Here is a 25,506-nt window from a genome sequence, read left to right as displayed (position 1 = left end):
GACCACCTTTACATGAGTTTTTGAAAGTTAGACCACAAGCGATTCAATGCAATTCCCAGTATCAATAAAGCGACTGGTGGGAAAAGTTGAGCGATATTGTTAAATAGTGACATATTTGGCATGACCAGGTAGACCATCGTTAAAGCACTGATCACCCAAAATGCTCGAAACCAAATACGATAAAACTGAACTGTAACCTTACCAAATACGTACCTCTTCAATTTCCACTGGTACATTCCATCTGCTAGCATGGCAAATAGATAGGGCAGAAAAACGATTAGCCACCCCAGGATTAAGTTCCACCGGAAAATGGACTGATAAAGTAAGAGGGGTATGTTTTTGGCCATAGTGTAATTAATAGAGGTAAATTTTTCAGCAACAATGTTAATACCTCTGGCTGGTTTTTTGGTGTCAGGGATCAGAATAGTATTCAGATAGTCAATTAACTTATAGTCATGTACCAACCAATTTAAAGTCGCTTCACTATTTGCAATGACAGACTTCCAACGGTCATTTGATATGATGGACCGGCTTGCATTAACCTCCTGAGTAATCTGATATTTGAGCTCCTCAGTATTCTGGAAAGCCAAGCTGTAACCAAAATAAATGACCATGCCAAAAAAAAGCATTGTTCTGAGCACTGCTGCCCTGCTTGTATTATCCGCAGCCATTGCTTTCCCTCCATTCACGAAAAAGAGCTAGCCTCTGATCGTGATTGCAATAGTTGTTACGCCACATCGTCGGGATACCCAGGAGCCAGTGGTACTGTTTAGGTATGATTTGGTCGATGAGGCTTAACTCCGCCAGTTCTTTATGCTCTGCGCTTTTCCACTCGATCTGTCCCACATCAGGAACAAATACAGCGGTCCTTGCTTTTGCGGCCTGGCGGGAAAATTCTATAAAGTTGATGCCCCACGGCGTCCAGTATCTGTACTGCTCGTTTAGGCCGATGTTAAACACCGGCAGAGAAAGAGTTGAGTCGGCAAAAGCCGAAATCACATTTTTGCAGACTCTTGGACTATCTATTTTTTCCTGTTCGGTTTTGAGATGAGTCAGCAGTGCACGGTCAATAATGCTGTTAAAGGTGTTTGTATAAAGGCCATTAGGGTCAGGAAGCTGATCTATGGCAGTAATGATTTTAAATTTTAACCGAGAAAGAAAGGGAGAGTCCTCAATAGTAACTATATGACTATGTGTTGTTTCTGGATGAATCTGGGGTTTGATGCGCTGTACTTGTTTAAAAGAGACACTACCTGGCAAATTAATGAATGCGCCCACCGTGCGTGTTAAATCGACGAAATAAGGCAAAAGATAACAACCAAGCATACGGGCATTCTTTTTTACAAGATCACACCGTACGTCATTGTTATCGAAAGAAATACGGAAACTAACGAATTTACGTTCAGGACCTTCGCTGGTGGTCAGTGATTGAATCCATTCATGGCATGATCCTTGTGGTACCGACCAGTAGCTGGTTTCACGGTCCCCAAAGGGATCAGTCGTGATCAACTCTCCCTTTAAAAGGAAAAGCTCAGACAGGGTATTTGCCATGGAGAATAGGGAATCGATATCGTTGCTCTGACAAAATTTTCCCAAATGATGAAACGCGTTTTTTTCTATCATAGTTAGCCGATCTCGAACTTCCTGAGAATCTGCGTACTTTAAACCCAAAGACTGAAAGCGCCTTTTTACGAGCGAGCGACATTTGCTGACTTTTAGTGCAGAGCTTAAAATTTGCTGGCGCGTCAGGACAATTTTTTCATCCATCAATGCAACTTCCTTAGAAATTTATTAAGATTTTTGATATCGAGATTTTGACGCAAAGTAACTTTTCCGGCCTTCTTGAAAAGCATTTCCGACAGAGTTGTGTTTGGCTTCATTTGTTTCTCAGCAACAGCAATAGGGATTTGGCCTACAACCTTCCTGCCATCTTGAAGCCTGGCAACTATGTGAAACATAGGGACCTGACCCAAGAGATCCTTTGGAATACTCTCTTCTAAAGTTGTCTGCTTTCTTTCTGAGATTGAACCTGAGAAGTTATTATGCGGCAAAGATGTTTCTGAACCGGTCGTATAAGTGACCATATTTGTGCTTATCGCACTCTTACCAAAGTTCTCTACAACAAGCGTCTGAGTAGGAGTATCGTTGACTCGCAAGCTTATATAATTGTTGCAGAGCCCCGTAATTCGATTGGCAGTTTCAACACTTGCCGCAGCAATAAAGTCGGAGATGGTTTGGGTGCAAATAAACAGTGCAATTTTCGCTGCACGACCCTGCGCCAGAAGGTTAATCATAGGGTTGTTAATGGCTGAGTGTGCCTCATCAACAAAAATACTTATCCTGGAATTAGCTGACATATCACCATCTTGAGCGTTGTAGCGACTACCGGCACAGGAGGTCAGATCTGACATTATTAATTGAGAAATAGCAGCTGCTGTATCGGGGTTTGAAAGGCCATCAAGCGAAATGTATAGCACCCCGCCAGTGCTGAACATCCCTTCGCTTGTTACAATTTCTCTTGATGATACTGAGTTCGGGTTAGGAGATAAAAGCTCATTTAAAGGTTTTTCAATGAGCATATCGAAAACAGGCATAATACCTGCGGTCATTTTAGCCATATGCTCTGGGTCGGACATTGAGTAATCAATAAGCTGGGAAACAGTATCTAACCAGTCTATTTGTTCGGACCCCTCGTAATTCATGAAATGAGCCGTAAACCATTCAGCGAGACGCTTGAAACGTACCGGCAAGGTATCGTTAGCGACGTACTTAACTTTTTCGGTCCAGACATCGTAACCATAATATCTCGCGTAACATGACTCCATTACCTTGACTGTAAGATTCACAATAGACATGTGGCTTTTCATGTTCTTGTGAATCAGATAAATAGAAGGCTTTTTCTCTATGTAAGAAAGCCCGGAAATCACATTGGAAACGAGAGCCTTGGCATACTGAACGAATGGGTTAACCTCACCGGGAACTGTCACCAAGCTCAAAAGACGAGATGTTAGGTCAGAAACATTAGTATAGGTGTTGCAGACATCAATACAGACCGAAGATGCTGGCTGGCCAGGATGAAATTTATAGAAAGGAAGACCGAGGGTCTTAGCCTCTTCCATTAGAGATTCTCGCCACTCTGCATCGTTCTTTGGATCTATGACAACAACAACATGACCAAGATGAAGCATGCTAATGCTTAGTAAACGCTGTAGCACCGTTTTCCCGGTACCCACGTTTCCGGTTATCAGAGTATGACCAAACCAATTGTCTTCAGTTACAAATATGGGTTCCCTACGTTCCACAGCAAAAATTGCATTGCTGCCGCCCATCTTACGAGCCATTGCGTCAAAATGTCTCTTAATTGGGTTGAAGACGAATGGCAACTCGATCTCACGTTTATCACTGGAGAGGTTAGCTATTTGATATGCCCGATCCGCATGTTCCGGACCCCACTCAAACCCATCACAAAAATAGGACTTTCGCTCGGGTATATCCTTATTTTTATTTTGATAATCCTGAACCAGTTGACGATACTTTCGCTCATTGGAGAAAAAGTTACTTTTGTTAATTACACGCAGTGAATCAAGACTAACGAACATGAAATGTCGCTTGAATACACGCCAATGAGCCATCAAAAATGGCGCTGCTGTTTTGCAACGATAAAGGCACAGCAAAAAAAGCAATATTGAGGTGAACAGAACTATTGGGGCGATGTCCAGTCCGTCTGAAGAAAGTCCCATATAAAGCATAGAAACCGAACAAATCAAAAGTATTGAGGCACTACGATACTCAAGAATAGGCCGATAAAAATTCTCTTGTGCATGGAGGTTAGTCCTCTTCGAATCTGACATTATAGGTTCCCAGCCTCTTTCAGGTTATTGATAATTCGTTCAATGTCCACTTTCGCCCGGTCTGATGCGGCCAGCAAAGTAGGCATGTTAAATGCATGGCATTTTGTATTGATCACAGCACCAGAATTAACGAGGTACTGAGGAAGCTTATTGAAAAGATCTTGAGCCTCTAACTGCGACCCAAATTTTTCCACGCAAGATTGGGTCAGATAGAGAGTATTAGGAGTACTTACCATAAATCTGTTTTTGCGCTTTCTTTTAAACGCCACCTCCATTTTGGACAGAATTTGATGCAGTACTAACGCAATTTCTACAAATTCAAGCTCTGTAACGTCACCTTCGCTTATAAGCGAGAATTCACCATTTTGGTCTGATTCAGTAGATGCAAAGACTTTACTGTTCAGATTGTGACCAGAAACAGGTGATGCTGGTTTTTGTACTTCTGCTTTGTCCGATGATTTATTCCGGTTGCGCTTGGGATTTTGTTTTTCTACCGGTGCTGTTGGGGCGAACAGTCTGGCCAGTGCTGGCGAAAGATGATGCCCCTTAGCGTCTGTGGGCGCATGCTCTCCATTTGATTCTTCAAGTACAGGAGGTAAGGCGGGCTCTTCACTTGCCATCACACTGGTTGCGGCTGCTTCGGTCTGGGAATACACAACTTCAGCTGGTGGTGGGCAGTTACCCTCAGTATCTGGTTCTGAGTTTTCTTGTCCTACAGAAACATCCATAGAGCGTTCATTCGTACCCTGGGGATCAGCGTTCTGTTCTCGGTTAAGTTCTGGTAATTCTGACGGCTCGGAGAGAAGCTTTTCATTATGGACCGAAGAGCTTGTTGCACAACTACCGACTTCTGGCCGAGAAACACTAAGCTGTGAGAAATCGGTATAATCAATGATCTCATGCTCTTCATCTTCTTTCTCAAAAAGATGTTGATAATGTTCATATTCCACAGCCTCAGTTTTCAGCGGACCAGTCGCGGATGCACTATCGGTTCCATGATATTCCACGTCGCCAGAATGTTCTTCGACTGCATTTACACGTGGGGGAGGCAGCTCAAGCGTTTGCTTTGGACGTGGGGCAGAGTTTTCAACAGAAGACTCATCATTAATCACTAATGCCTGATACATAGAAGTATTGAAAAGTGACTTTAAAGTTGTTGGCCTTCTTGGCTCATGATAGGTGAGCTGGAACCCGGCGCAGTTATCGCCGAGCTGGACTAAACGCAGATCGTCAATGTCCCTTACTATCCACATTCCATCGAGAGAGCCTTCTCTGAATGTCAGTTGGAAATAGGGCTCTTCACTGAATGCTTTTTCATCTAATCCCGGCAGCAATGCCATAGTGGTATCTATGTTGAGGTAGGGGACAGCATCAACACACACTATATAGTCATTGGAAAGTGGAGCGCTTAAAAGGAGTTCATGAAGTTGGTTGACCAGGACATGGGATTCCGTGTCCTTTGCCGATTCATCTTCACTTTCTTCTATATCAGGAATGACAGGATCAGCTGCTTCCTCACCCTCAGATTTAACTATCTGCGTGTCATTATCAATTTCATTATCACTTTCGGCTTTCTTCTCAAAATCGTCGGATGAGCCTTCATTTTTCTTAGAATGTATATCAACATCAATAGAGGCAGAGGAGCGGCCTAAATCATTAACCTTAAGAACAGCCGTCTCAACAGTATCAGTAATTTTAGTTATAACGTCCCGACCGGGCACTGGTCTTCTGTATTCAGTAACTGTTTTTTGCTCGTCAATGTAAATAAAGTCTTTATTGGCATTAACGCTAAAAAGACCCGGCACTGAGTCAGGGATTTTATAGGAATCAAAGATTAAACCAATCCACCTTAGCTTAAGAAGGTTATAGAATTCTAGTTTCCCTATCCCATTTCTAAAGATGTTTGATATTTCGTTTTCCGAATAGATACCCGGAATGAAGTAGTGAACGACACGCTCATCATCATAGGGCTCGACGTAACCACGTTGAACTAGGGATTCTACCAATACGGTCTTACCAGCCTCTCCCTGAGGGAAGTTATATTTATGTAATTCGAAATCATTGAGAACAAAATCAAGGAATGCGTTCTCGTTAAGGTATACCTCACCATTTACGATAATGATGTGCATAGGCTTAGCATTGTAATTGTTGATATTGATACTGGTAAAGTTGTGCTTGATGGTACTAATGGCCCTTGCTGCTGCATCATTAGAACGCAGACCCATGATAGGGTCACGTAAAACATTAAGGTCTGTACCAGTAGAATAGAAATCAGCGGTCCTCACGCATTTAGACAAAAAGTCATTCCCATCAGTATAAACGTTTAGGGCGGTGATCATTTTTGAATAAACACGTTCTTTATTTACCCGATCCAAAAATGCAAGACATACCGGGTTTAGGATTCGCTCAAGGAAAACGCTGGACCAGATATTATGTTGATTATGAATACGCTTTCGCCAGTGGATTTCGTATTCAACCACGTCATTTTCACGTGCCCAGTCAAGAAGACTTTGTGAGCTTGGCGTCCAAATGATCGGACTAGCTAAATTCAGGCTTACAATGTCGAGATCGTAAACCTTTCCGGCATCATGGACTAAACCACAGATAAACGCAGCATAGAGATATACTTTTCTACGGACTACTTCTTCATCTTGATATCCGATTGGTCTCAGTTCTGAGTGATGCGCATTTTTTAAAGAGAGTATGGCCACTTCCAGGCTGTGAGAAAGTAACCCACCAATACCATTATGATGATGATTTTCGGAAGCTGGCAAAAGATGTATCCAGCGAACATATTCAACCAAGGGCTTTAAAACTAAATTAGTAAATGTATATGCATCGTCCCTGATGTCGCTATCGCTGATAGCTAACATCATTGAAATTGAGTGCAGCTTTTCCCGATACAGAGACAGGATTGACTGTTCATTAAATGTCTGTATGCCCGTCGGACGAGTTGGATACTCGATGAATTTCAGGACTTCTGGATTTGGATGATCAGGAACAGTGTACTTCTGATCTCCTAGAATCTGCGCAAAAGGAGAGAGGCTTGATATATCCTCAATCATTACAGAGGTTGCATCATTCTCCTGAGATGAGAATATCCCCAAAATCCGTTTAATACATAAATACAGCGCCCTGAAATTCATCATCATACCTTATCGACGTTTGCCTGACAGTTCGGCTGCAATGTATGCCTGCACACTTTTATATTGCATTACTTTGGTGATGAACTCTGCTGGACTGTATGGCCCATCCTTACGGCGAGAAACATTCAGAGTCTTTTTCACATTCTCAACATATAAATTAATACTCTTTATAATGTTGTGAGACATAACCGGATAGTCGCTTACAGCCAGTAAACCCAATGAGTTGTACTCATACATTGTGTTCATGAGCTGGTTCATCTCGAAGATGTACTTGTAAAACCTCATGGTGTTGTGGTTATTGAAGTTGAGTTGTACTGGTTCAAAACTGAAAGGTACAAACTGAGTTGATGACATGAATGAGTCATTCTTGTCGAACTCAATTGACTTAATATAAGCAACAAGATTTTCTTTCATCTTATTGTTTTCTTCATGCAGCTCGTTGAACCAATCCTGAATAGCCTGAACAAGGTCAGGATGTTTAACTGCATCAACCGTTTTAAAGAGAGAGGAAATAGCGATACTCACATCATCAAAACCTCTGATGACTGCTCCATTTCTGGCAGTTAAAAACCGGTTAAAGTCTGGGGTGCCGGGGTTAATAATAACTTTGGCCATACCCTGGTGCTCTGGTCTACGTTGAGTAGAAGTTTGAGCGTTTACGCCTTGCTTTTTATTTGAACCTTTTACCATTACATCTTTTGGTTCAATGTTAATACGCTCATTGTCCGTGATAATTGCGTCGTTCATTGTGCCACCTTAGTTTTTGAGTATTGACGGATTTTTCGTCCAAGTTCGATATATGCTGAATGATAGAGCTCAAGCATTTCTCTGTAAGGCTCCAGCAATGCTTCCGTTTCAGAAATCATTTCGTATTCCCAGCTGGCATGGTTTACAAAACAGTTCTTAGAATATTTTCCACTTTTCATTGGTTGCACCCGTTTTGACATGTGGCTAGGCGCTCTTGTTTTATAAGGGCTGAACTGATGCCAAGTGATCGTTACTTTTCTGGCATTACCAATTAGCTCAACTTTTGGTGCGTAAGAACCCAGGTACTCCCTCTTTGGAACTTTGCTATGTCGGGTAAGGTTAATCTCTTGGTGGTTTCGTTCCTTCCACTTGATCCAGTATTTTGTAATGAGATCTTCAGCCTCAACACGCAAACCTTCAATCTGAGCACGTAAATTTTTACGTGTTAGCTCTATAGAACTTATAAGATTTGAATTACTCATGACGCCTCCTGATGTGAAATTACTATACCGGAGGAAATTTCCGTTTTTTTTCACGAACAGAAGATTTTTGAATGCTCTTTGATGAGGGAATTGAACAGATGTAATGCACTCGCTGTTTCCCCCATTCGGGAGGGGCCTTCAGAAACAGTAACAGCGAGTTTAGCCTCACTTCCATCGCTACCCCCTAAAGTTACTTTTGACAGAATGACCATTGTGGATTATTGCTTTTGATAATGTGCATTGCTCTATTAAAGTTATACATATATCTAGTGCCACTTTTCCAAAAAAAATGACCCTATGGAACTTTGTCCATAGTGACACTTTTATAAAAAGTGACCCTATGACGACATTACATAGGGTCACTTTTCAAACATAAGTGACCCTATGTGAGGCATTCATAGGGTCACTTTTCTTTGTTTAGTGATCCTATGTAAGCATGAGGTTGATGAAAAGTAAAAATGTCAGTTTATGACGGTCAGTGAAAGACGTCGTTATTCTAATCCAACGTTGGGAGGGGCTGGATTTAGGTTTTTTTTTAATCGCTTCACATTTCGTTAGCATGCGCAGGAATTTTTGATAAAATTCTGGTTAGTTTGGTTAAAAAGTGTTACAAGTAAGCGGTGTGGTTGAAGGGATAGATTTAAGGCTTATTCAAGCCTTAAGAAAATACTAAAAGTTACTTTTCACCCTACCGAACACCTAACAAAAAATCCATGTTGAAGATTTGAACAATTGTAATGGCGCAAGGACAATCAGCACATGTCAGAATCTGATAATTTAACTCGTAGCTTACTCGGTAAACTTTTCCGCACTGAGATTTCGCTTATTCGTAGTTACCGTGCATTTTTAATGTTATTGCCTGTGCATGGATCTTCTGCATATCAAACTGGGACTCCTCTTCTCCAGCGTCGCCTATTTGGGAAAGGATTTAGTACAGCCGCTGATTTAGCTTTTGAAGTGGAAACACGTCCAGGTAGTTTTTTGGTTCCGCGTACACTCGGAAAGGAAATTACATGGGAGAGGTTTTTTTCTGCGGTCTTGGACGGTGATTCCAATGTAATTCGTGAATATGATACAAATGATATTGACTATGGTATTTACGATGCCGGTGAAAAAGTGACTTTTCTGAATGGTACAGTGGATATCTATAATCCCAAGAAGATTCATGAGTTGCGTTCTAAATGTGTTGATATACAGAATGACTACTTTATGCAGGTGTTCTTTATCTCAATGCTCGCACCAGAGTTTGTAAGTATTTTCTTTGGTTTAAAACCAACTACAGCTGATGCTATTAAAGACATTGGTTATTCATCGTTAAAAACAATTAACGATGTCGTTCTTTTCCCACGTACAATTGCTTTCTCACAAGGGCATATTGAAGAGAGTGTTTCACTTAAAACGAAAGTTTTTGCCTGGGCTTATGAATTGTCTGCTGACATCCGGTTAGGAAAAGTTAGTGATGATTTGATGGAACTATTACGTTATGACACTATGTTCACCAGTCACCGTCAGGATGTGTTCAACACTTTAACAAATAAAGTTATGTTAAAGGATTATTGATATGGCAAAGGTCGATCAAACAAAAGCTAATGCTCTATTGCGAGCAGCAAGAACTATGTCGCTTGGGGCAAATAAAAATACAATACGAATTTTGTACGGTAATCATGTTGCTGAAAATATCGATTTTGAGCCTGGTGCAAAAACAAAACTCAAAAAAGGTATCCGGGGCTGGAGCAAACGCACAGATAACCGCCGAGCCTTTTCTGCTGTTATTGATGTCGCAGTTAACTATTTTGGTTTTGATCCAATAAATCCGGAAGCGAGTTTTCGGCAAATTGACTTCAACCGAATAATGAGTGTCCTTCATAATCTGGGATACTTTGTATGCGCACCGGAAGTTAATAAAATAATAGAAATCCTTACTTCTATGAAAGAAATTGAAGAACTAGGTGCCTGCGAAAAATGTAAACGCCCATACATTGTGCCAGTGACAAATGATGCTCATTGTCCACGTTGCAGATTATCTTCAACTGCTTCAGCCATAGAGAGGTATTCTCAAGAAGAATTAGATTAAATTTAAAAAAGATATCGCGAAACTTGCCTTGTCTGAATCTAAATATTGACTTAAGTCAAATTCTGTTGTTTGCTTTACAATCAAATATTAGTTACAACTTAAATATCAACTCTTGACAAGTAAAGATATAATTTGATTTTTCTTTATTCAGTTTTTCTTCGTTCCAAAAATGTGCACCTTTTTTTCTGTTGAAAACGTAAAACTACTTAGGTTCTCAAAACCTTCTATGCATGACGACTTCTTAATCGCTTTCAATTAATATATTTTATATTCTTGTCTAAGTTCGCTTCTTTGATCCTTAGCTATTCCTTTTTTGAAATATAGAAACAGCATTACTTGTGATGATTTTTTTCAGCTCTAAATACACCTGTTTTCAAAGCAATATTTGCTTTTAGATATTCGATAAAACCATGTTTTTGTTACACCGGATTTTTGACAACGTGCAAGATGGATGATCTTTCCATCACCGAGACTATCTTCTTAGTCAGCACTCCTTTTCCGTCCTTTTCAACATAAAAACGACCATGCTATACGAGCTCTAACCTTTTTTTTGTATGCCATCATAACCGCATCAGAAAAGGAGAACGGTCTATGACTCGTATTGCATTAGCGCCTTCAAAGATGGTTTTGCTTATGTCTTTGGTAATTACTGGTGCCCACGCCAGCCCTGAGCAACCCCTAATAAAAGATACGCCCTTTGTATCTGGCCAGGCTTATAAGAAGGGTTTCTTCTGGTATGACGATCCTGCTAAAAAAAGCGAAGCTGAAGAAGAAGAGGTTTTGCCACCAACCGGTGCTGCTAGCTCGCCTTCAAAAGAGGAAATGGTAGATTTAAATTCAAAATGGCTAAAAGAGAATATGCCTCGACTGTTAACGCAGGCAATGGATAACCCTACCGCAGAAAATCTATCACGTTATTACACGGCGCAAAGGTTAATGCTGGATATCAGTACGCGTTTTTCTGACAAATCAAAAGATTATTTTCTTAAAAACCCGATGATGTCTGAAAAACGCAGGCAACCAGTGGAAAAGGTGGCACTGGATGCTCACCGCACTGTTGTTGAAAAAAATCAGCAAACGGTAATGAAAGATATCTTTACTAAGTCAGGTTTATTTTTCTTTTTCCAGAGTACTTGCCAGTTTTGCCACGAAGAAAGCCAAATACTTCAATTTATGCAGAACTATTATTCGGTAGATATTCTTCCAATCAGTATGGATGGAAGGCCATTGCATAATGGCCTTTTTCAGGATTTTAACATCCCCAACGCACAAATTATTGATCAATTTAAAATTCGAGAGGTACCTACAATTTTCCTGGTTTCAAAGGATGGGACATCAGCTCAGCGCATTAGTGAAGGCATGATCTCCGCTGATGAATTAAAGAACACTATTATACTTGCCGCGAAGGGCATGAATCTGATCGATGACGCTTCGTTCCAGTCAACTCTAGATATTAAAAGGCAATATACCATCGGCGATGATGGCGTTATTACCGTTAATAAATCCGAAATGGAATCAGACCCATTCCTACTTCAAAAAATAATGGACCAAAAACTCGAAGGCTATGACATGCCTACGGCCGATCCGGTCAATTATCTCAATGCTGGCGGCAGTTTTGGAGGCACTTATGCGCAGTAATGCCGTTTTCAACTTCAAAAAGTTACTTTTGTCTCTTTCTGTTTGTGCTGCAATTTTAGCCCCGACTGCAAATGCAGACAACGCAATGCGTAACATTTTCAATGGCATGATGACGTCTACCAGCCCGGCCACCTTTTCCACAGCAACCCGTACAGGCATAGTTGGCGGGTCAATGTCTTACCGAACAACAAACGTTAATACCAACCTTGTTTCCATGTCGTTTCCAAAAGCTTCTGTCGGTTGTAACGGTATTGACGTTTTTCTTGGGTCCTTCAGCATGATCAACGGGGACCAGCTTGTGCAGGTGGCCCGTGGTATTGCCCAGGGTGCGGCTATCTATGCTTTTAACGTTGCTGTTTCAGCTATTTGTGCTGACTGTGCTGCAACGATTAATGACATCCAAAACAAACTGCAAGCGCTAAATAAATTTGCGAAAGATTCATGCAATGCAACTTACTCTTTCCTTTCTGAAAACGTGGGTACGCCAAGCCAGTTCGCTAACTCAGTTAGCTCTGGACCAGCCTCAATTCTGGGATCGATTAATGGTCTTATTCCTGATTTTGGCTCATCGATGACAAAGTCACCTGAAGCTGTCACTTCTCAGGTTAAAGCAAAGGATCCCGAAGAGTTCGCTGAAAAATTCAGTGGTAACCTCTTCTATATGTCGTTCATGGATATTGATAAGGGAACGATGAACATCGGAGGGGTAACGGAGTTATCCGGTTATAAACTGGCAGAACAACTTATGTCTCTCGTAGGTACTGTCATTATCAACTGGGATAGCAAAGGCGAAAAAGCGGGAATGGAAGTCCGCCCGTCTACCATGACTGTCACGGATTACATCATGGGGCCACCAGCTGGCGGATCAATTAAAATGCTCAAGTGTTCTCCGGCACCAGATCCATCATCCCCACGAAAGGCTCAGTGCCTTGTCATGTCAGAAGTTAATGACGGTGGTTTTAAGGGATTGAAGGATACCATTTCTGATCTTCTTTTAAACGTACAGAAAAAAATCATCAACGACGTTCGTGTTTCAGATGATGAATTACGCATTATCTCCTATATCGGCATCCCGACCATTATCGACTCTTTGCAAACATTCGAAGCACCGGAAGGGTACGCATACATTCAGGACATCAGCACTATTGCTGCGACGAGCCTCGTAATCAACATGTTGCGCCAGGTTGAGGCCAAAATTTCAACCATGAGCATACCGAGTGAGTCGCTGTCGGGTAAAAGGGATGATCTCAACCGATTAACAGACAATCTCTCAAAACAGGTTAAAGCCGCCTATGAGCTATCGCACAGCCAGGTCGGTACCAGCTCGGACGTCATTTCAACCTGGGATAACCGTCGCCTGCAACGGAAGGCTTTCACTGAAAGTATTCGTGGCACACGTAACTGAGGTCTGACATGGATTACAACATATATACCCTGGGTGATATTGATTTTGTCTGGTCGGCTTTTACCGGTATTGCCCTGATCTTTTCTCAATATACTGGTGTAAAAGAGTTCCTGACCACGGCCGCCGTTGTAGCAGGTGTGAGCCTATTCTATAAAACGTGGCTATGGCTTCAGGCTCCGACCAAAAATGAATTACCGTTTTTCTCCTGGTTTTTGGGGTTGATCCTTTTCATGATGGCAATGGTTCGAGTGGATGTAACTATTGAATCTGTAAAGTCGGGAGAGGTCAGAAACGTCGACGGAATTCCAATTTTTATTGCTGCGATGGCAACCGTCACCACTAACTTAAGCCAGGGTTTGCTGAAGGATTATAAAACAGCGTTTGATCCGCTTTCTCCGGTGGACCTGTCTGCAACAACTCTGGACGATGACATCACCCTCGGTCCGATGATCCGATTCGTGAAGTTTTTGCAATGGGGCGGCGATAGCCAGGGCTACTGTTCCGCATTTCCTGAACCGGCCAGCGGGCTAGGGCCAATGAACGTATGTGCTACCGTTCAGTCTCTTGCATACAACTGCCTGAAGGCTACCCAAAACTCAAGCGCAAATATTGCCGGTAAAGAAACTATTTTTAACGATATTTTCTCAGCTAATCTGGCAGATAGCATGGACCGGATTAATCAGGCGATGAAAGGCGCACTGAAGAATGCCTCTGCCAGTATTGTTGGCGCTAACGGTTCAAAATCTGGTACGTGTGATGAGGTCTGGTCAACTGTGAAACAGGTTACCAGTACAGCTGAAGCTCGCCAGACTATTTCCCTTATAGGACAGACAAACGGCATCCTTACTCCAGACGAAGCAAATGGTGCACCTACCGGCGCAAGCTTTACTGATGTTATGGCGTCAGCAAATGGTATGTACGGTAAGGCTATTGGTTCGTATGACGCCACCCTGAACCTGTTCATTATGAATGAGCTCAGAAATGGCGCAAGCAAATATAAGACCCCACTCGGTCTGGCTTCCGATATGCAGTTGTTTGAGGCTTCTCTGAAGCGAACCAACACAATGGCTTCACAGGGCCAGTTGTGGTTACAACTGTCGGGAGCAGCAATCGCATTCCTTGAAATGTTTGCTTATATGGTTGCTCCATTTGCTTTGCTTATGCTGCTGGCGTTAGGTGGTAATGGTGTTGCCGCTGCGGCGAAATATTTGCAACTTATCCTCTTCGTGAATATGTGGCCGCTTACGGCAGTAATGGTCAACGCGTATGTGAAGAAAGTCGCGACGGCCGACTTGGATACCTGGAGCACCCTCAACAGCCAGAATAATGCCGTCACGTGGATGGGACTCCCAGGGCTTGCGGAAACATACAGTTCATACCTGTCTGTTGCTTCCGCCCTCTATGCTCTGATTCCGGTACTCACATTATTCCTGATGACACAGTCGATTCACCCGATGATGAATGCGGTTAAGGGAGTGACCCCCGATGCGCCGGTGGATACTGGTCATGTAACGCCCAAAGTATGGGATGGCCCTAACAGCGGTAAATCTTCATTTGGTGACGTGACACGAACCGCCTTAACCAGTACCGGTCAGGGATACAGCGATGGCGGCGCAGTTGATTCAAGTAATTTCCGTCTTGGAATGTGGAATGCTGGTTCAAGTATCGCTAACAGCCAGGGACAAGGATCAGCTGTAACCTCATCAGTTATGAGTGCGGCAAGTAATTCATTCCAGGCTGGTTACAGTCAGATGAGCGAAATTGGAAGGTCAGGACAGTCGAGCCAGCAGTTCTCAACCAACCTGCAAACAATGAAGCAGATCTCGGATAAGATTGGTGCCTCTGTAGCAGAAGGTATTGCAACGAAACATGGGGTGAGTGCGTCTCAGATGGCCAGCATTGCTTCAAATGTTATTCTCAACGCTGGGCTTAATGGAGGTGTTGGAACTGGCAATGGAGCCGGGCTGAAAGCGGCTGTAGCAGGGCAATTGAGTAGCGGTGCATCTAAGACCAATACAGGCAGTGACTCGCTTTCAAATGACCTTTCAAAAGCAATCACGAATCAGCTTAGCCAGGATTCTGCGTTAACTGACCAGTTCAGTAAAGCGGCGTCTCAGGTAAGCAGCGATCAGATATCCAATACTAATGCGTTTAAAGAAGCATCGTCGAAAATGAACCAGGCGACACAGACGATGGCGCAAAATATTTCTACATCGGTTTCGACTAACGCAAGCTCCAATAGTGGAATGAGCCTTGATTCTAAACAAAGCATTAACCTGGACAGGTTCTCCGATTCTATTCGCAACAAAAACTTCAGTGATGATGATGTAAGGAATTTTGCTCGTAAGAATGGGCTGGATGAGAATGCGTTTATGGAGAAATTCAACTCCTATAACGATACCTTCAAGGCCAGTAATCAGCTTGGATCGCAGCTTCAACGTACTGACGCGCTTGTGGCTGCAACCCGAGATTTCAGTGAGCAAAAAATTGCGATTGATACCGCCCGGGGAGAGACGGCCGAAAGTAATAAACAGGATCTCCGTGAAACCTCCAGCCTGCTTAAAAGTCTGGTTTCCGACTTCGGTGGTAATGCACAGCAGCTGCTACCTATCACCAATCAGCTCGACAGAATTTCAGGTGACGGGTCAGGAATTAATACTATCACTCAGGCACAGGATAGAACTCCTGACAGCGTAAATACGTCTGGCGTGATGAGTGCGTCACGCGTAGGGGAACTGGGTGGAAGTGTAGATTCGCAGGCTAAACTCGGTCTTTCCTCCAACGCTCAGGACGCGACACAGCATGTCCCTGGAAAAAGTGAAGCTGGCTTTACTCCGTATAACCTTGATAACGCGGGCAAAGGCGATATTCAGGGAATACATAACAACAACGTGGGCCGCACTTATTCTGATGAAGAAAGGAATGTGCTTAATTCTCTCGAAAAGAATGGACCTGTACTGAATAATCAGGGTGTAGAGAAAGTCGTCAATTCGGGTCAGGATGTCAGAAATGCAGAAGGCACATTTAACGATCTGGAAAAGGTTGGAGGTCGGGTGGTTGGTGATGGAATGGATCAACGAGCCACTGCTTTGAACAGTATGTATCAGAGCGGGCAAGTTCGTGGCTTATCTAATAACACTGATAACTACTTTAGTCGTGTTGCCAACAACCCGAACTTAAGCCGGGACGATAAGCGAGCTGAATTGGCACAGCAAGCTGTCTTTACCTATGGTGCCAGCACCATGGCTACCGGTGCCGAAAGAGAGCAGCTCAAAGCGGATACCCAGAAGATCCTTAATGAACTGGGTAACTATAACGTTAACTGGAGTATGAATGACGTTAAGAGCATCCATAGCAGTTTCAACACTCATAACAGAGCTGATGGTTCACTTGAGTCAGTCGTACGGGCAAACCTGGGAGAAGGTGGGTCGGGCGGTGGTCTCGTTGGTAACCGCACTCAGACCGTCACAGATCGCTTGGTTGGGGAAAAGATAGAGGCCAACACTGAGCGGGGCGCGATTTCTGGTGCGCTACTCGGGGGCCAGCAATTTGTTTCGGATACGCTAACCAGCGTTGGGGCGAAACCGGTAAATGAGATGCTTACGGGAGCGGGCATCCTTCAAACCCAGACATCGATAGCAAATGATGCCTCTAACCCTGCAAATATGCCTGATTCTCTCCAGGGTAAAGTCCTTAATCACATGCAGATGTCTGATGGCGTCGCAGCTGTAAGTGACCGGTATCAGAGTATTAGCAGCGACGGCGTTTCGACTTATGCGAATGCAGCGCAGAACTCTGAAAGGGCTATCCGGCAGCAATTGACGGATGACCCACGCTTTGGGCCTCAGAAAGCAGATGAATTCATTCAGTACATGAAGTCAGAGCTGAGCAACACAAATGAGCCTTACCAGTCACGTGTCGATAAAGCGGATCAGTGGCTTAATGAAAATAAAAAATAAGGGAGGTTGAATATAACCTCCTGAAATGACTATCAATAGATTGTAAATTACTGCTAAACAATTAAGGCCGCAAAGTATGTGTTTGCGGCCTTTTTTTCAGAAGTACCGCTCTTGCGGAACATTCAACTGACGGTTTGAATCAGTGAAGACAAAAATCTATCAAACTCTGTATGAGATTCAATAACATAATCAGTAGATGCTTTGTCTCTTATCTGAAAGCAGTCGTCTGCAAAACTATAAGCGAAAAGTGACATGCCATCTTCTCCGATTAACACCTTATCAGTGAGATTTGGGTCAACGTAGATTTCATTGTCTCGTGCTTCAAAGTTGCGTATGTAAATATTTGACCACAATAGATTTTCGTTCTCTGCCTGAACAAGGTTATAAAACGTAAGTCCGTTGTACTCAAAACCATCCATAGCATTAAACACTTGGGCATAATCAAGCCTGGTTTTAATGAGTTTCTGTATATCTATATAGGCGCTCTTTTTGTGATCTGCCCACTCCACTGGAGGCGGATTGCAGATTAAGTCTTTCAAGACTTCCGGGGCTACCGGGCTGGCTAAAGGGTAGTGATCTGCAACCATCAACCTCTTTAAGCTGCTGAGTAGTTGAGTTAAATCTTTCATGAGCGCCTCTTACTTTCCTACCGGGTAGATAACACCGTTCGGCGATGGCCATAGAACTTTGGTGCTTGAATTATACGGTAGATCCTTCGTAATGATGGATTGTGCTTTCGACAGTGCTGAATGGTATGGTGAATTCTGAATAAGTACCAGGTTGTCTATAGCGTTTGTGCCACCATCATCAAGAGGGATCTTGTGGTGAACCTGCCACCCAGAGGGGACCTTGCCTGTTGCAAGTTTCATCAAATCGTTAGGTTCAAACGTAGCCAGGGCATCTGGGTGGTCTGAAAGTGATTTAAGGAAGTTAGGGCGTACAGTATTGTTGAATTGTCCACGGAGAGCTAAATATTCAGCTCTGTCTCGGCGCATGTAGTTCAATTCGCTAACATTCATATCATCGAGCAAAACGTGTGCTTTTTTGTACTTGCCGAGATAACTTGTCAATTCATCCGCAGACCTTGGATTTCGGATAACCAGAAGTGAAGCCGCTGCAACCAGCATACCTGAAGTTGTTTCGTTCAATACCTGGTCATAGCCTTCAACAGCTTCGCCGCCAAGTTGTTCAGCCGTATGTCGAAATCCCTCCACATTTCCATTATAAAGCCCGCCAGCTGCGAGAAGACGACCAGCCGCTTTGGAATTAATGGTTTTTGTTGATTGGGCGTGCTGTGCTGGTGTCGTTGATCGAACGTAATACCCCGGGCGTTTCAACTGACGAGAGATGATATCGCGCAGACGGGTAAAGAGGGACAGGGGCAGGTCATTGCGTAGGTTGCCATTTGATATAACCCCCGGCCCGGCATTGCCGGTTATGTCTTTTCTAAGCAGAACGATCTTACCGTATCTGATGTCGTCAAGCGTATCGCGGTAAGCGAGCCAGGGGCGTTGATGGTGGAACTGGTGATACCGGCTGACAAACTGTGTATATCCCTGCGGTAAATTCCATTCCTGAATAATCCGGTTTGGCAGGGCGGTATCTTCGAGGTCATGTACCGCCGTGGCCGGATGTATGATGTGGGGAATATCCTCAAGGTATATGTCATCCAGTGACTTAGCCTGACAGTGATGCAGCATAATGTCCCTTTCTTGTCGAATTCATATGAGACATTATTGCGTATGGTATAAAACAATCAATCCTAAAGTGGATGGGCGTACGAGATCAGCAGTGACAGGGTAAAAGGAAAGTTACTTTGTTCATCAGCGTCCCATGAGCTGATGGTACCTTGCGTTAAGAGCTGCAAGGTCAGATTCGGTGAGGCCCGTGTAATAATCGGTTTTGTGCAAATGCGGATAACCGGCCGGAAATAATGATTCGTCGTCATCAAGGCAGATAAATGCTTTAACTCGATGTGAAAAGACAAAGTCCTCACACTCGGCAGCCCGCACACCAGTCTGTCCGTGTTTTAAATATACCGAACCGGTTGCACCTATGATTTTGTCTCTATAAGGCACCCGGAACAGAGATTTCAGATAACTTGTATTAGCGCACTCACGCCATGAGCTGGAGATAACAATCACCATGGCAGGGCAGTTATCCAGCAATTTCTCTAACAGTGGCATTCGCTCAAAGGTTTCATTTTTACACCTGTGGCAAACCCCATCGAAATCTAAGAAAAGCACGACATGCGAATCAGGGAGAGGGGCCCATAAACCAGCTGTTGTTTCTTCATGAACACATACTTCTTCATGATGAGGGTTTTTCTGGATCAAGAAAGAAGAGAGAATCTTAAATAAATTTCTTGCAGAAGAAGACAATATATTACTCCTGAGTCAGTGTGAAATATTTGTGGTGGTTTACCCAAGCCACTCGATGATCTTCTGTAATATCGGGTTGTATTTATTTAACAACAGGAGTCGGGTTTTGCTCCGGGACATTTTTAGCTATATGGCCATTGTATCGAGGAGGTTGCTGGGTCCATTGATAAAGCTCACCCATCCCGTTACGCTGCTGGATCCGGCGATTGTACTTTACCATGAAGTTAAATATGTACTTTGCACGTACCTTTGGGGTTTTGCTGTTGTAATCTGCAATCCCTTCAAACACATTGCCCTTGCGATCAACAATTTTTCTATAGAGCCACCATGTTCCAACCCAGAAACTTGCGCAAGCATCGTAAGCCAGAACCCGCCACGTTACCGTCGGGAAATGCTTTTTTATTTCAGGTAGATTGGATGAGTTGATCTGCATTGGGCCAATATCATAAGTGCCGTTAGTATTCCTGCTGAAAGTACCAACCTTACCGCCTTCATTGTCAAACAACGTAAAAACCAGTTCAGCATCAATTCCGAAGTAGCGGGCGGCATCCGTAATGCACTGAGTGTAAATCTCATCAGGAACGGGAATAGGTTTCACATCATCTGCTGGTGGTGTAAACACAACGATTTCTCCACTGAATCTACGTTTTATCTATTCTCCCATATATCTATCGACTTTCTTTCGGCTTTACCCGTTGATTTAAGCGTTTAAGCAAAATTCTGGAATTTTGGGGCGTGATAATATTAGTGCTCGATTTAAGGAGCGGAAATGAAAAAAATTATTAAGGCATCGGTATTACTTCTTTCATTAAGTACCGCCTTCACGATGAATGCCGAGCCGGTTAATACAATGGTACTGCCAGATGCAGCCCGGGATAAGCTCAAAGCCATTGGGCTTTCAATCGAGCACGTCGAACCCTCGCCAGTAAAAGATATTTTTACGGTGATTTCCAGGGAGGGGGTAAGTTACGTGAGCAAAGACGGAGATTACATTTTTACCGGAAGCTTATTCCACGTGAAAGGTAAAGATGTGGTAAACACCACTGAGCAGGCCATTTTAATGGGCGTCCGGGAATTCGCATCCAAAACAAAATCCATCGACTACAAATCACCAAACGAAAAATACCGGCTTGCTATCTTTACCGATATAACCTGTGGATACTGCCAAAAACTGCATCATGATCTGAAGTCTTATCTTGATGCCGGTATTTCGATTAAGTTTCTTGCATTCCCACGTGCAGGACTGAACTCGGTAGTAGCCGGGAACATGGCCAAAATCTGGTGTTCAGCAAAGCCAAACGAAGCTCTGGATGCAGCGATGAATCCGGTTTCAACTATCCCGGAAGGACGTCCTGATGAGGCTTGCTTAAACATTATCAAATCGCATTTCCAGGTGGCCTCAACAATCCCGCTGCAAGGTACTCCTACCATGGTGACACTAAGCGGCAAACCGCAGTTATTTACGGGGTGGCTGAGCCCGGAAAACCTGGTGACCCAAATGGGCGCTGCGCAAAAGTAACTTTTCCGACTGTAAGAGGTGTGTATGAAATCTACTTTACTGAGTACGTTAATGCTGGTTGCTGTAGGTGTACAGCCCGTTTTCGCTGCACAATGTCAGTACGGAGCCTGTGGAACGGAAAACGATCCCGGAATCGGATTTCTGATGTCATCGGTACAAATGGATAAAGGTGAACATCTAAAGGAACTCTCTGGTGTTGCGACCACAGGTGACACCATCTCTAAAAAGATGGAAAGCTACCTGGGAAATAAAAAGCTCAAGGTAAACACCGACAGTACCCGCAAGGGGCCGGGTAATACCACCATCAGGCCTACAGATGAGCTCGCCCCAACGAGGCAACTAAAAGTTATCCGGCCCGAACTGGTAAAAAATCCCGATTCGCAGCTCGTGGTAGCTTTCAATGAGCGCCTGGCCTGATTTATTGACTGAGAGCGTCCAGAAGGAAAAAAGATGTCGATACTCAGTAGCTTCGTCATCAGAGCAACGGGGATACCTGACAAAAAGTATCTCCGGGATCCCGTAATAAAACGTTGTTATAAACGTCTGAGTCGTAGGGTGCCTGCTCTAATGACGGGGTGGCTTCTGTGCATTCTGGGTTCAGGGTATGTCAGTATGGCACTGGAACAGCCTGATAGCACTGTATTACTCAGTCTGCTGCTGTTGTATGTTATGTCAGGCATTTTACTGATGCAGTTCCAGTATATGTATTCAGAGCGAAGCATAGGCTACAAGTTCTACCTGGAAGTGCTTATGAATGCAGCTGCCAGTACTCAACATAAAGAACAGTTACAGTATCTGTTCATTAATAAGCCCAATTCCATCACGATGGGCGATCTTTACCGACTTTATGATTTTAATGGGGGAGGGCGATAGCCACGTTAATGTGCGTGTCCAAAAGTCACTTTTGAACATTCTCTTCCCGCCGTCTGCTTTCAGTTCCAGGGGATCACTGCAACATAATTTCCGGAACGCAGCGGCGCATCAAATTTATCAGTAAAGGCGTCGATCATTGCTGAATAAGCAATGCTGTCTGACGGCACAGGTGCATTGCTTTGCATACTCACTTTCAGAACCTGCTTTGCTCCTTTCGCTGACGGGTATACCTCGACATCCAGCTGTCGCATATAGTGCATCTGCGACATCGTCTCAGTGCCTATTACCCCATCGACTGGCTTGTAGTCATAGTCAGTATGCAATTCGCCATGCTTGTCAGTTCTCGTTGTCTTTTTATCTACAACGTAGCCTGTCACCCCAGTAAGAAGCTGCTCGCTATACTGCATGTTCTCCTGTGAGCTGCTGATTCGGAACCTGAGCACATAATCTGGCTGGTGAGTGGAAATAATGACTCCTTTTTTTGCTAATCCATCAGCAAAACGGCCTGAAAACATTCTGGACTGAATACTTTCGTCCGGAGGGACTATCTGAAACCTTTTATTTGTAACAGGACGAGGCATTAGATCGTACGCATCTACCTGGTTTGCGAAATGATATCCGCATCCACTCAAAAGCATTGCGGTTGTGAGTATAAAGCCCTGCCTAATCATCCTTTAATCTCCAAAAAGCATTGTTTCACGAATAATTCCGATTTACCGGGCCAGTATAATCCATCGCAGGTTAATAACTAACAGGCTGAAAAGCATAAAGGTAGCTATGTCTAAAGAATTTTATTTAAAACCGATGGCCACGATTTTAATTTCTGCGGTTATTGCTACCGCTGCCTCGGCGTTAATCACGGCAACTTATTTTAAACCGAAGGTGCTCAGTGAGGAAGAAATTGGCAAAATTGCCGCTACTTACCTGGTAAAAAATCCCCATTATTTAGTGGAAGCAGGTAAGGCGCTGGAAAATCAGAACGTGAGTGCCTCAGTGGAACGAATAATTCCATATGCGCCAGCTCTGCTGGATACCAAGGAGACGCCAAACATCGGCCCTGATGACGCCGACGTCGCGGTAATCGAGTTCTTCGACTATCAGTGTATTTACTGCATGCGGGTTACACCTGTTGTTGAATCGGTAATGAATCAGAGCAAAGATGTAAAATTCTTCTTTAAAGAATTCCCGATTTTTGCCGGTTCAAAACCTGTATCTGCCATGGGGGCCGCTACGGGTCTGCACGTCTATCAGAATTTCGGTGCTGAAGCCTATCGTAAGTACCACAACAACCTGATGGCTGTGGCTCATACCTTCATGACCTCTCAACGCAAATTCGAACTCACTGACTTTAATACTGTGGTGGAAAAGTCAGGGTTTAACAGCACGTTTTCTGACAGGGAAAAAAACCGGTATGAAAACGTGATCTCCGGCAATATGCAGCTGGGCGAAGCGCTCGGGATCACCGGCACACCCGGTTTCATCATTATGAATATGAAAAAGCCGAATGCGGCGACTACCACATTTATCCCCGGGGCTATGGACGCAGCAACTTTGCAGGGCGCAATCGAAAAAGCTCGCGGGGCCTAAAGTTACTTTCACATTTGATGAGTACGGCCATGCCGGTCATGGCCGCTACGCTTTTACAACGAGTAATTCATCCCAGCGGGTCGTATATCTCGGTGATAGCATGGCCTGCTTCATACGAAAATCCTGTTGAATGCCTTCCCCCAGTAAAAACAGAGCTCCGCGCTTTTCTTTATTGAACCGGTCCATAACTTTCATCAGTGCCTGACTGCCAGGCCTGGCCGGGCGAGTATCAAACAGGCTGAGTTGCTCTGTGCCGTCAGTCATAGCGGAGAGCATTACCCCTGCTTTCGCATACGCTATCCCGGGTCTGTAAATGCGGTTCAGGATGGTCATGGCTGCATCAACCAGATCGCGGGTGTCCTGTGTAGCGGTAAGCGGCTCGATACCACAATTGCTGTAGCGGTTTTCACCTTGCGCATAATTGCTACTCTGAATGAAGACTGTGATTTGACGGGTCCACGAGCCATCCTTGCGCAGCTGCTCTGCCGCCCGGGCGGTAAAAAATGAAACTGCCTCATGTAGCTTGCCTATCTCATTAAGGCGCTGACCAAAACTTCTGGAAACGATAATCTGTTGCCTGACAGGAGGAGACTCGTGCAGCCGGAAACATGGTTCGCCATGCAGTTCCCGCCAGGTACGCTCGATTTCAACGCCAAAGCTTTTACGTAAAAAGCGAACGTCGCTATTATAAAAATCACCGGCAGTGATGATCCCGAAAGCCGACAGGCGTTCACTAATCTTTCGACCAATACCCCATATTTCTCTGGTACTGATCAGGCTCAGGAGCTTCCTGATCCTGGCCTGATCAGTCAAAACTACAACCCCGCCTGTAGCTGCCCATCGTTTGCTCGCATAGGTGCATAATTTAGCGAGGGTTTTGGTGCTTGAACAACCCACACCACAGGTAAGGGACAGATTATGAAGAAGTGTACTTCTGATCAACCGGCCGTAATCTTCATAATCTATTATCTTGTTCATGTTTTTCAATAACATGAAATTTTCATCTATGCTATATCGACTCGATTGAGGCGCGAAGCTTTCCAGCGTTTCATGGAAGCGATTTGAGTAGTCTTCATACAAAGTAAAGTTAGAGCTCCTGACTTCGATCCGGTGTTGCTGAATCAAATCCCTGCACTTAAAAATTGGGGTCCCACGCTTAATACCAACGCTTTTAGCCAGTTTATTCATTGCAATGACGGACGAATCGTTATTGCTGGCTATGATGAGCGGCTTTTTTGACAGCTTGGGATCCATCGCACACTCAAATGCCGCATAGGCTCCGTTAATATCAACGTGCATGTACATGGCTGAACTGATTCAGTGCAAAGGTGACGACGCCCCATATCTCAAGGGATTCAGGATTTACACGTATCGGCTTATAGGCTGGATTAGAAGGCATCAAAAGCAGCTCAGGATACGTGTGTAAGATCTTTACCGTAAACTCTCCATCCACCAGCGCAACGACGATAGAGCCGTGTCGTGCTGTTAAAGACCGATCCACAACCAGTATTGCTCCATCATTGATACCGGCATTGATCATACTGAGGCCCGCCGCCCTGACAAAGAAGGTTGAGGGGCGGTTGCGGACTACATATTCATGCAAATTTAATTCATTATCTTCATGCCCGGCGCACGGACTCATCACTCCACAGCTTAGTAAATCACTGAAAAAAGGTGCCATTTCGTAAGGCTTGTTGCTAATGTGCTCAAGGATAACAGACATAGCTACACTCGAATTCTTGTACTGTATGTATAAACAGTATTGCGAGTTGAAGAGAAAAGATCAAATCTCTCCGGTAACGCTATCAAGCCTGACGAAAAATTAAGCTTTATCATAAACATCA

At 43.9% G+C, this 25,506-nt stretch carries 22 protein-coding genes; 9 read left to right on the top strand and 13 right to left on the bottom strand.

Translation table 11 applies throughout. From position 1 onward, the window contains the following. Window positions 1-8: 8 nt before the first annotated feature. From ACLHV8_RS23425 to mobI, 6 genes are read right to left on the bottom strand one after another with little or no spacing between them, the layout of a single operon-like run. Window positions 9-671: a DUF4400 domain-containing protein gene (locus ACLHV8_RS23425; RefSeq protein ID WP_000718549.1), complete on the bottom strand. Its 663-nt coding sequence runs from the start codon at window positions 669-671 to the stop codon at window positions 9-11. Beyond that, window positions 658-1,767: a hypothetical protein gene (locus ACLHV8_RS23420; RefSeq protein WP_000343600.1), complete on the bottom strand. Its 1,110-nt coding sequence runs from the start codon at window positions 1,765-1,767 to the stop codon at window positions 658-660. Before ACLHV8_RS23420 ends, ACLHV8_RS23425 begins: the two co-directional genes overlap by 14 nt. Then, window positions 1,767-3,851 (bottom strand): conjugative transfer system coupling protein TraD, encoded by a 2,085-nt coding sequence (gene traD / locus ACLHV8_RS23415; RefSeq protein ID WP_001284073.1) that lies wholly within the window; start codon window positions 3,849-3,851, stop codon window positions 1,767-1,769. Before traD ends, ACLHV8_RS23420 begins: the two co-directional genes overlap by 1 nt. Beyond that, window positions 3,851-6,997 carry a MobH family relaxase gene (gene mobH, locus ACLHV8_RS23410; RefSeq protein WP_001011152.1) on the bottom strand — a complete coding sequence of 1,049 codons (3,147 nt, stop codon included), beginning with the start codon at window positions 6,995-6,997 and terminating at the stop codon, window positions 3,851-3,853. The genes traD and mobH overlap by 1 nt, the downstream gene beginning before the upstream one ends. Before the next feature lie 9 nt (window positions 6,998-7,006). After that, window positions 7,007-7,744 (bottom strand): hypothetical protein, encoded by a 738-nt coding sequence (locus ACLHV8_RS23405; protein WP_000995978.1) that lies wholly within the window; start codon window positions 7,742-7,744, stop codon window positions 7,007-7,009. Continuing rightward, window positions 7,741-8,226: a conjugative transfer protein MobI(A/C) gene (gene mobI, locus ACLHV8_RS23400; protein ID WP_000071885.1), complete on the bottom strand. Its 486-nt coding sequence runs from the start codon at window positions 8,224-8,226 to the stop codon at window positions 7,741-7,743. The genes ACLHV8_RS23405 and mobI overlap by 4 nt, the downstream gene beginning before the upstream one ends. Before the next feature lie 759 nt (window positions 8,227-8,985). Between mobI and ACLHV8_RS23395 the strand changes: the two genes are divergently transcribed. The 5 genes from ACLHV8_RS23395 to ACLHV8_RS23375 all read left to right on the top strand — a co-directional run bounded on the left by ACLHV8_RS23395 (window position 8,986) and on the right by ACLHV8_RS23375 (window position 17,302). Next, entirely contained in the window at window positions 8,986-9,786 is an 801-nt protein-coding gene (locus ACLHV8_RS23395) for a hypothetical protein (protein ID WP_000004208.1), read from the top strand. 1 nt (window position 9,787) lies between these two features. Next, complete coding sequence (locus ACLHV8_RS23390) at window positions 9,788-10,300, top strand: hypothetical protein (RefSeq protein WP_001140952.1); 513 nt, start codon at window positions 9,788-9,790, stop codon at window positions 10,298-10,300. Window positions 10,301-10,891: 591 nt separating this feature from the next. After that, window positions 10,892-11,938 carry a thioredoxin family protein gene (locus tag ACLHV8_RS23385; RefSeq protein WP_000196727.1) on the top strand — a complete coding sequence of 349 codons (1,047 nt, stop codon included), beginning with the start codon at window positions 10,892-10,894 and terminating at the stop codon, window positions 11,936-11,938. After that, window positions 11,928-13,343: an IncHI-type conjugal transfer protein TrhH gene (gene trhH / locus ACLHV8_RS23380; protein WP_001257292.1), complete on the top strand. Its 1,416-nt coding sequence runs from the start codon at window positions 11,928-11,930 to the stop codon at window positions 13,341-13,343. Before ACLHV8_RS23385 ends, trhH begins: the two co-directional genes overlap by 11 nt. A gap of 8 nt (window positions 13,344-13,351) precedes the next feature. After that, window positions 13,352-17,302, top strand: a complete 3,951-nt coding sequence (locus tag ACLHV8_RS23375) for a conjugal transfer protein TraG N-terminal domain-containing protein (protein ID WP_000386160.1) — start codon at window positions 13,352-13,354, stop codon at window positions 17,300-17,302. Window positions 17,303-17,424: 122 nt separating this feature from the next. On the opposite strand, the gene ACLHV8_RS23370 is transcribed toward ACLHV8_RS23375, so the two are convergent. The 4 genes from ACLHV8_RS23370 to ACLHV8_RS23355 all read right to left on the bottom strand — a co-directional run bounded on the left by ACLHV8_RS23370 (window position 17,425) and on the right by ACLHV8_RS23355 (window position 20,305). After that, a complete protein-coding gene (locus tag ACLHV8_RS23370) occupies window positions 17,425-17,931 on the bottom strand; it encodes a YrhA family protein (protein ID WP_000654195.1) in 507 nt (168 codons plus the stop codon). Window positions 17,932-17,940: 9 nt separating this feature from the next. Continuing rightward, window positions 17,941-19,002, bottom strand: a complete 1,062-nt coding sequence (locus ACLHV8_RS23365; protein WP_000902297.1) for an HNH endonuclease signature motif containing protein — start codon at window positions 19,000-19,002, stop codon at window positions 17,941-17,943. A 123-nt stretch (window positions 19,003-19,125) separates the two neighbouring features. Next, complete coding sequence (locus tag ACLHV8_RS23360; RefSeq protein ID WP_001371950.1) at window positions 19,126-19,683, bottom strand: HAD domain-containing protein; 558 nt, start codon at window positions 19,681-19,683, stop codon at window positions 19,126-19,128. 82 nt (window positions 19,684-19,765) lie between these two features. Further along, window positions 19,766-20,305: a lytic transglycosylase domain-containing protein gene (locus ACLHV8_RS23355; protein WP_000494968.1), complete on the bottom strand. Its 540-nt coding sequence runs from the start codon at window positions 20,303-20,305 to the stop codon at window positions 19,766-19,768. 147 nt (window positions 20,306-20,452) lie between these two features. Between ACLHV8_RS23355 and ACLHV8_RS23350 the strand changes: the two genes are divergently transcribed. The 3 genes from ACLHV8_RS23350 to ACLHV8_RS23340 all read left to right on the top strand — a co-directional run bounded on the left by ACLHV8_RS23350 (window position 20,453) and on the right by ACLHV8_RS23340 (window position 22,075). Then, on the top strand, window positions 20,453-21,202 hold the full coding sequence (locus ACLHV8_RS23350) for a thioredoxin fold domain-containing protein (protein ID WP_000720274.1): 750 nt from the start codon (window positions 20,453-20,455) through the stop codon (window positions 21,200-21,202). A gap of 24 nt (window positions 21,203-21,226) precedes the next feature. Further along, window positions 21,227-21,619 carry a hypothetical protein gene (locus tag ACLHV8_RS23345; RefSeq protein WP_000843243.1) on the top strand — a complete coding sequence of 131 codons (393 nt, stop codon included), beginning with the start codon at window positions 21,227-21,229 and terminating at the stop codon, window positions 21,617-21,619. 195 nt (window positions 21,620-21,814) lie between these two features. Next, window positions 21,815-22,075 carry a hypothetical protein gene (locus ACLHV8_RS23340; protein ID WP_001439466.1) on the top strand — a complete coding sequence of 87 codons (261 nt, stop codon included), beginning with the start codon at window positions 21,815-21,817 and terminating at the stop codon, window positions 22,073-22,075. A 59-nt stretch (window positions 22,076-22,134) separates the two neighbouring features. On the opposite strand, the gene ACLHV8_RS23335 is transcribed toward ACLHV8_RS23340, so the two are convergent. Beyond that, complete coding sequence (locus tag ACLHV8_RS23335) at window positions 22,135-22,590, bottom strand: hypothetical protein (RefSeq protein WP_223230168.1); 456 nt, start codon at window positions 22,588-22,590, stop codon at window positions 22,135-22,137. Between the two features lie 262 nt (window positions 22,591-22,852). Between ACLHV8_RS23335 and ACLHV8_RS23330 the strand changes: the two genes are divergently transcribed. Next, on the top strand, window positions 22,853-23,662 hold the full coding sequence (locus ACLHV8_RS23330) for a DsbA family protein (protein WP_000031378.1): 810 nt from the start codon (window positions 22,853-22,855) through the stop codon (window positions 23,660-23,662). Between the two features lie 45 nt (window positions 23,663-23,707). Here the strand turns inward: ACLHV8_RS23330 and umuC are convergent, their stop codons facing one another. Together umuC and umuD are read right to left on the bottom strand one after the other, a co-directional pair. Further along, a complete protein-coding gene (gene umuC, locus ACLHV8_RS23325; RefSeq protein ID WP_001371894.1) occupies window positions 23,708-24,961 on the bottom strand; it encodes a translesion error-prone DNA polymerase V subunit UmuC in 1,254 nt (417 codons plus the stop codon). After that, on the bottom strand, window positions 24,951-25,385 hold the full coding sequence (gene umuD, locus ACLHV8_RS23320) for a translesion error-prone DNA polymerase V autoproteolytic subunit (RefSeq protein WP_000111290.1): 435 nt from the start codon (window positions 25,383-25,385) through the stop codon (window positions 24,951-24,953). Before umuD ends, umuC begins: the two co-directional genes overlap by 11 nt. Window positions 25,386-25,506 lie beyond the last annotated feature (121 nt).

The sequence above is a fragment of the Enterobacter sp. CPE_E863 genome (assembly GCF_046521465.1).
In the GTDB taxonomy this organism is placed as follows: Bacteria; Pseudomonadota; Gammaproteobacteria; order Enterobacterales; family Enterobacteriaceae; genus Enterobacter; species Enterobacter adelaidei.
Note: the sequence above shows the minus strand (reverse complement) of the source record. Positions and strands in the feature narration are given on the sequence as shown.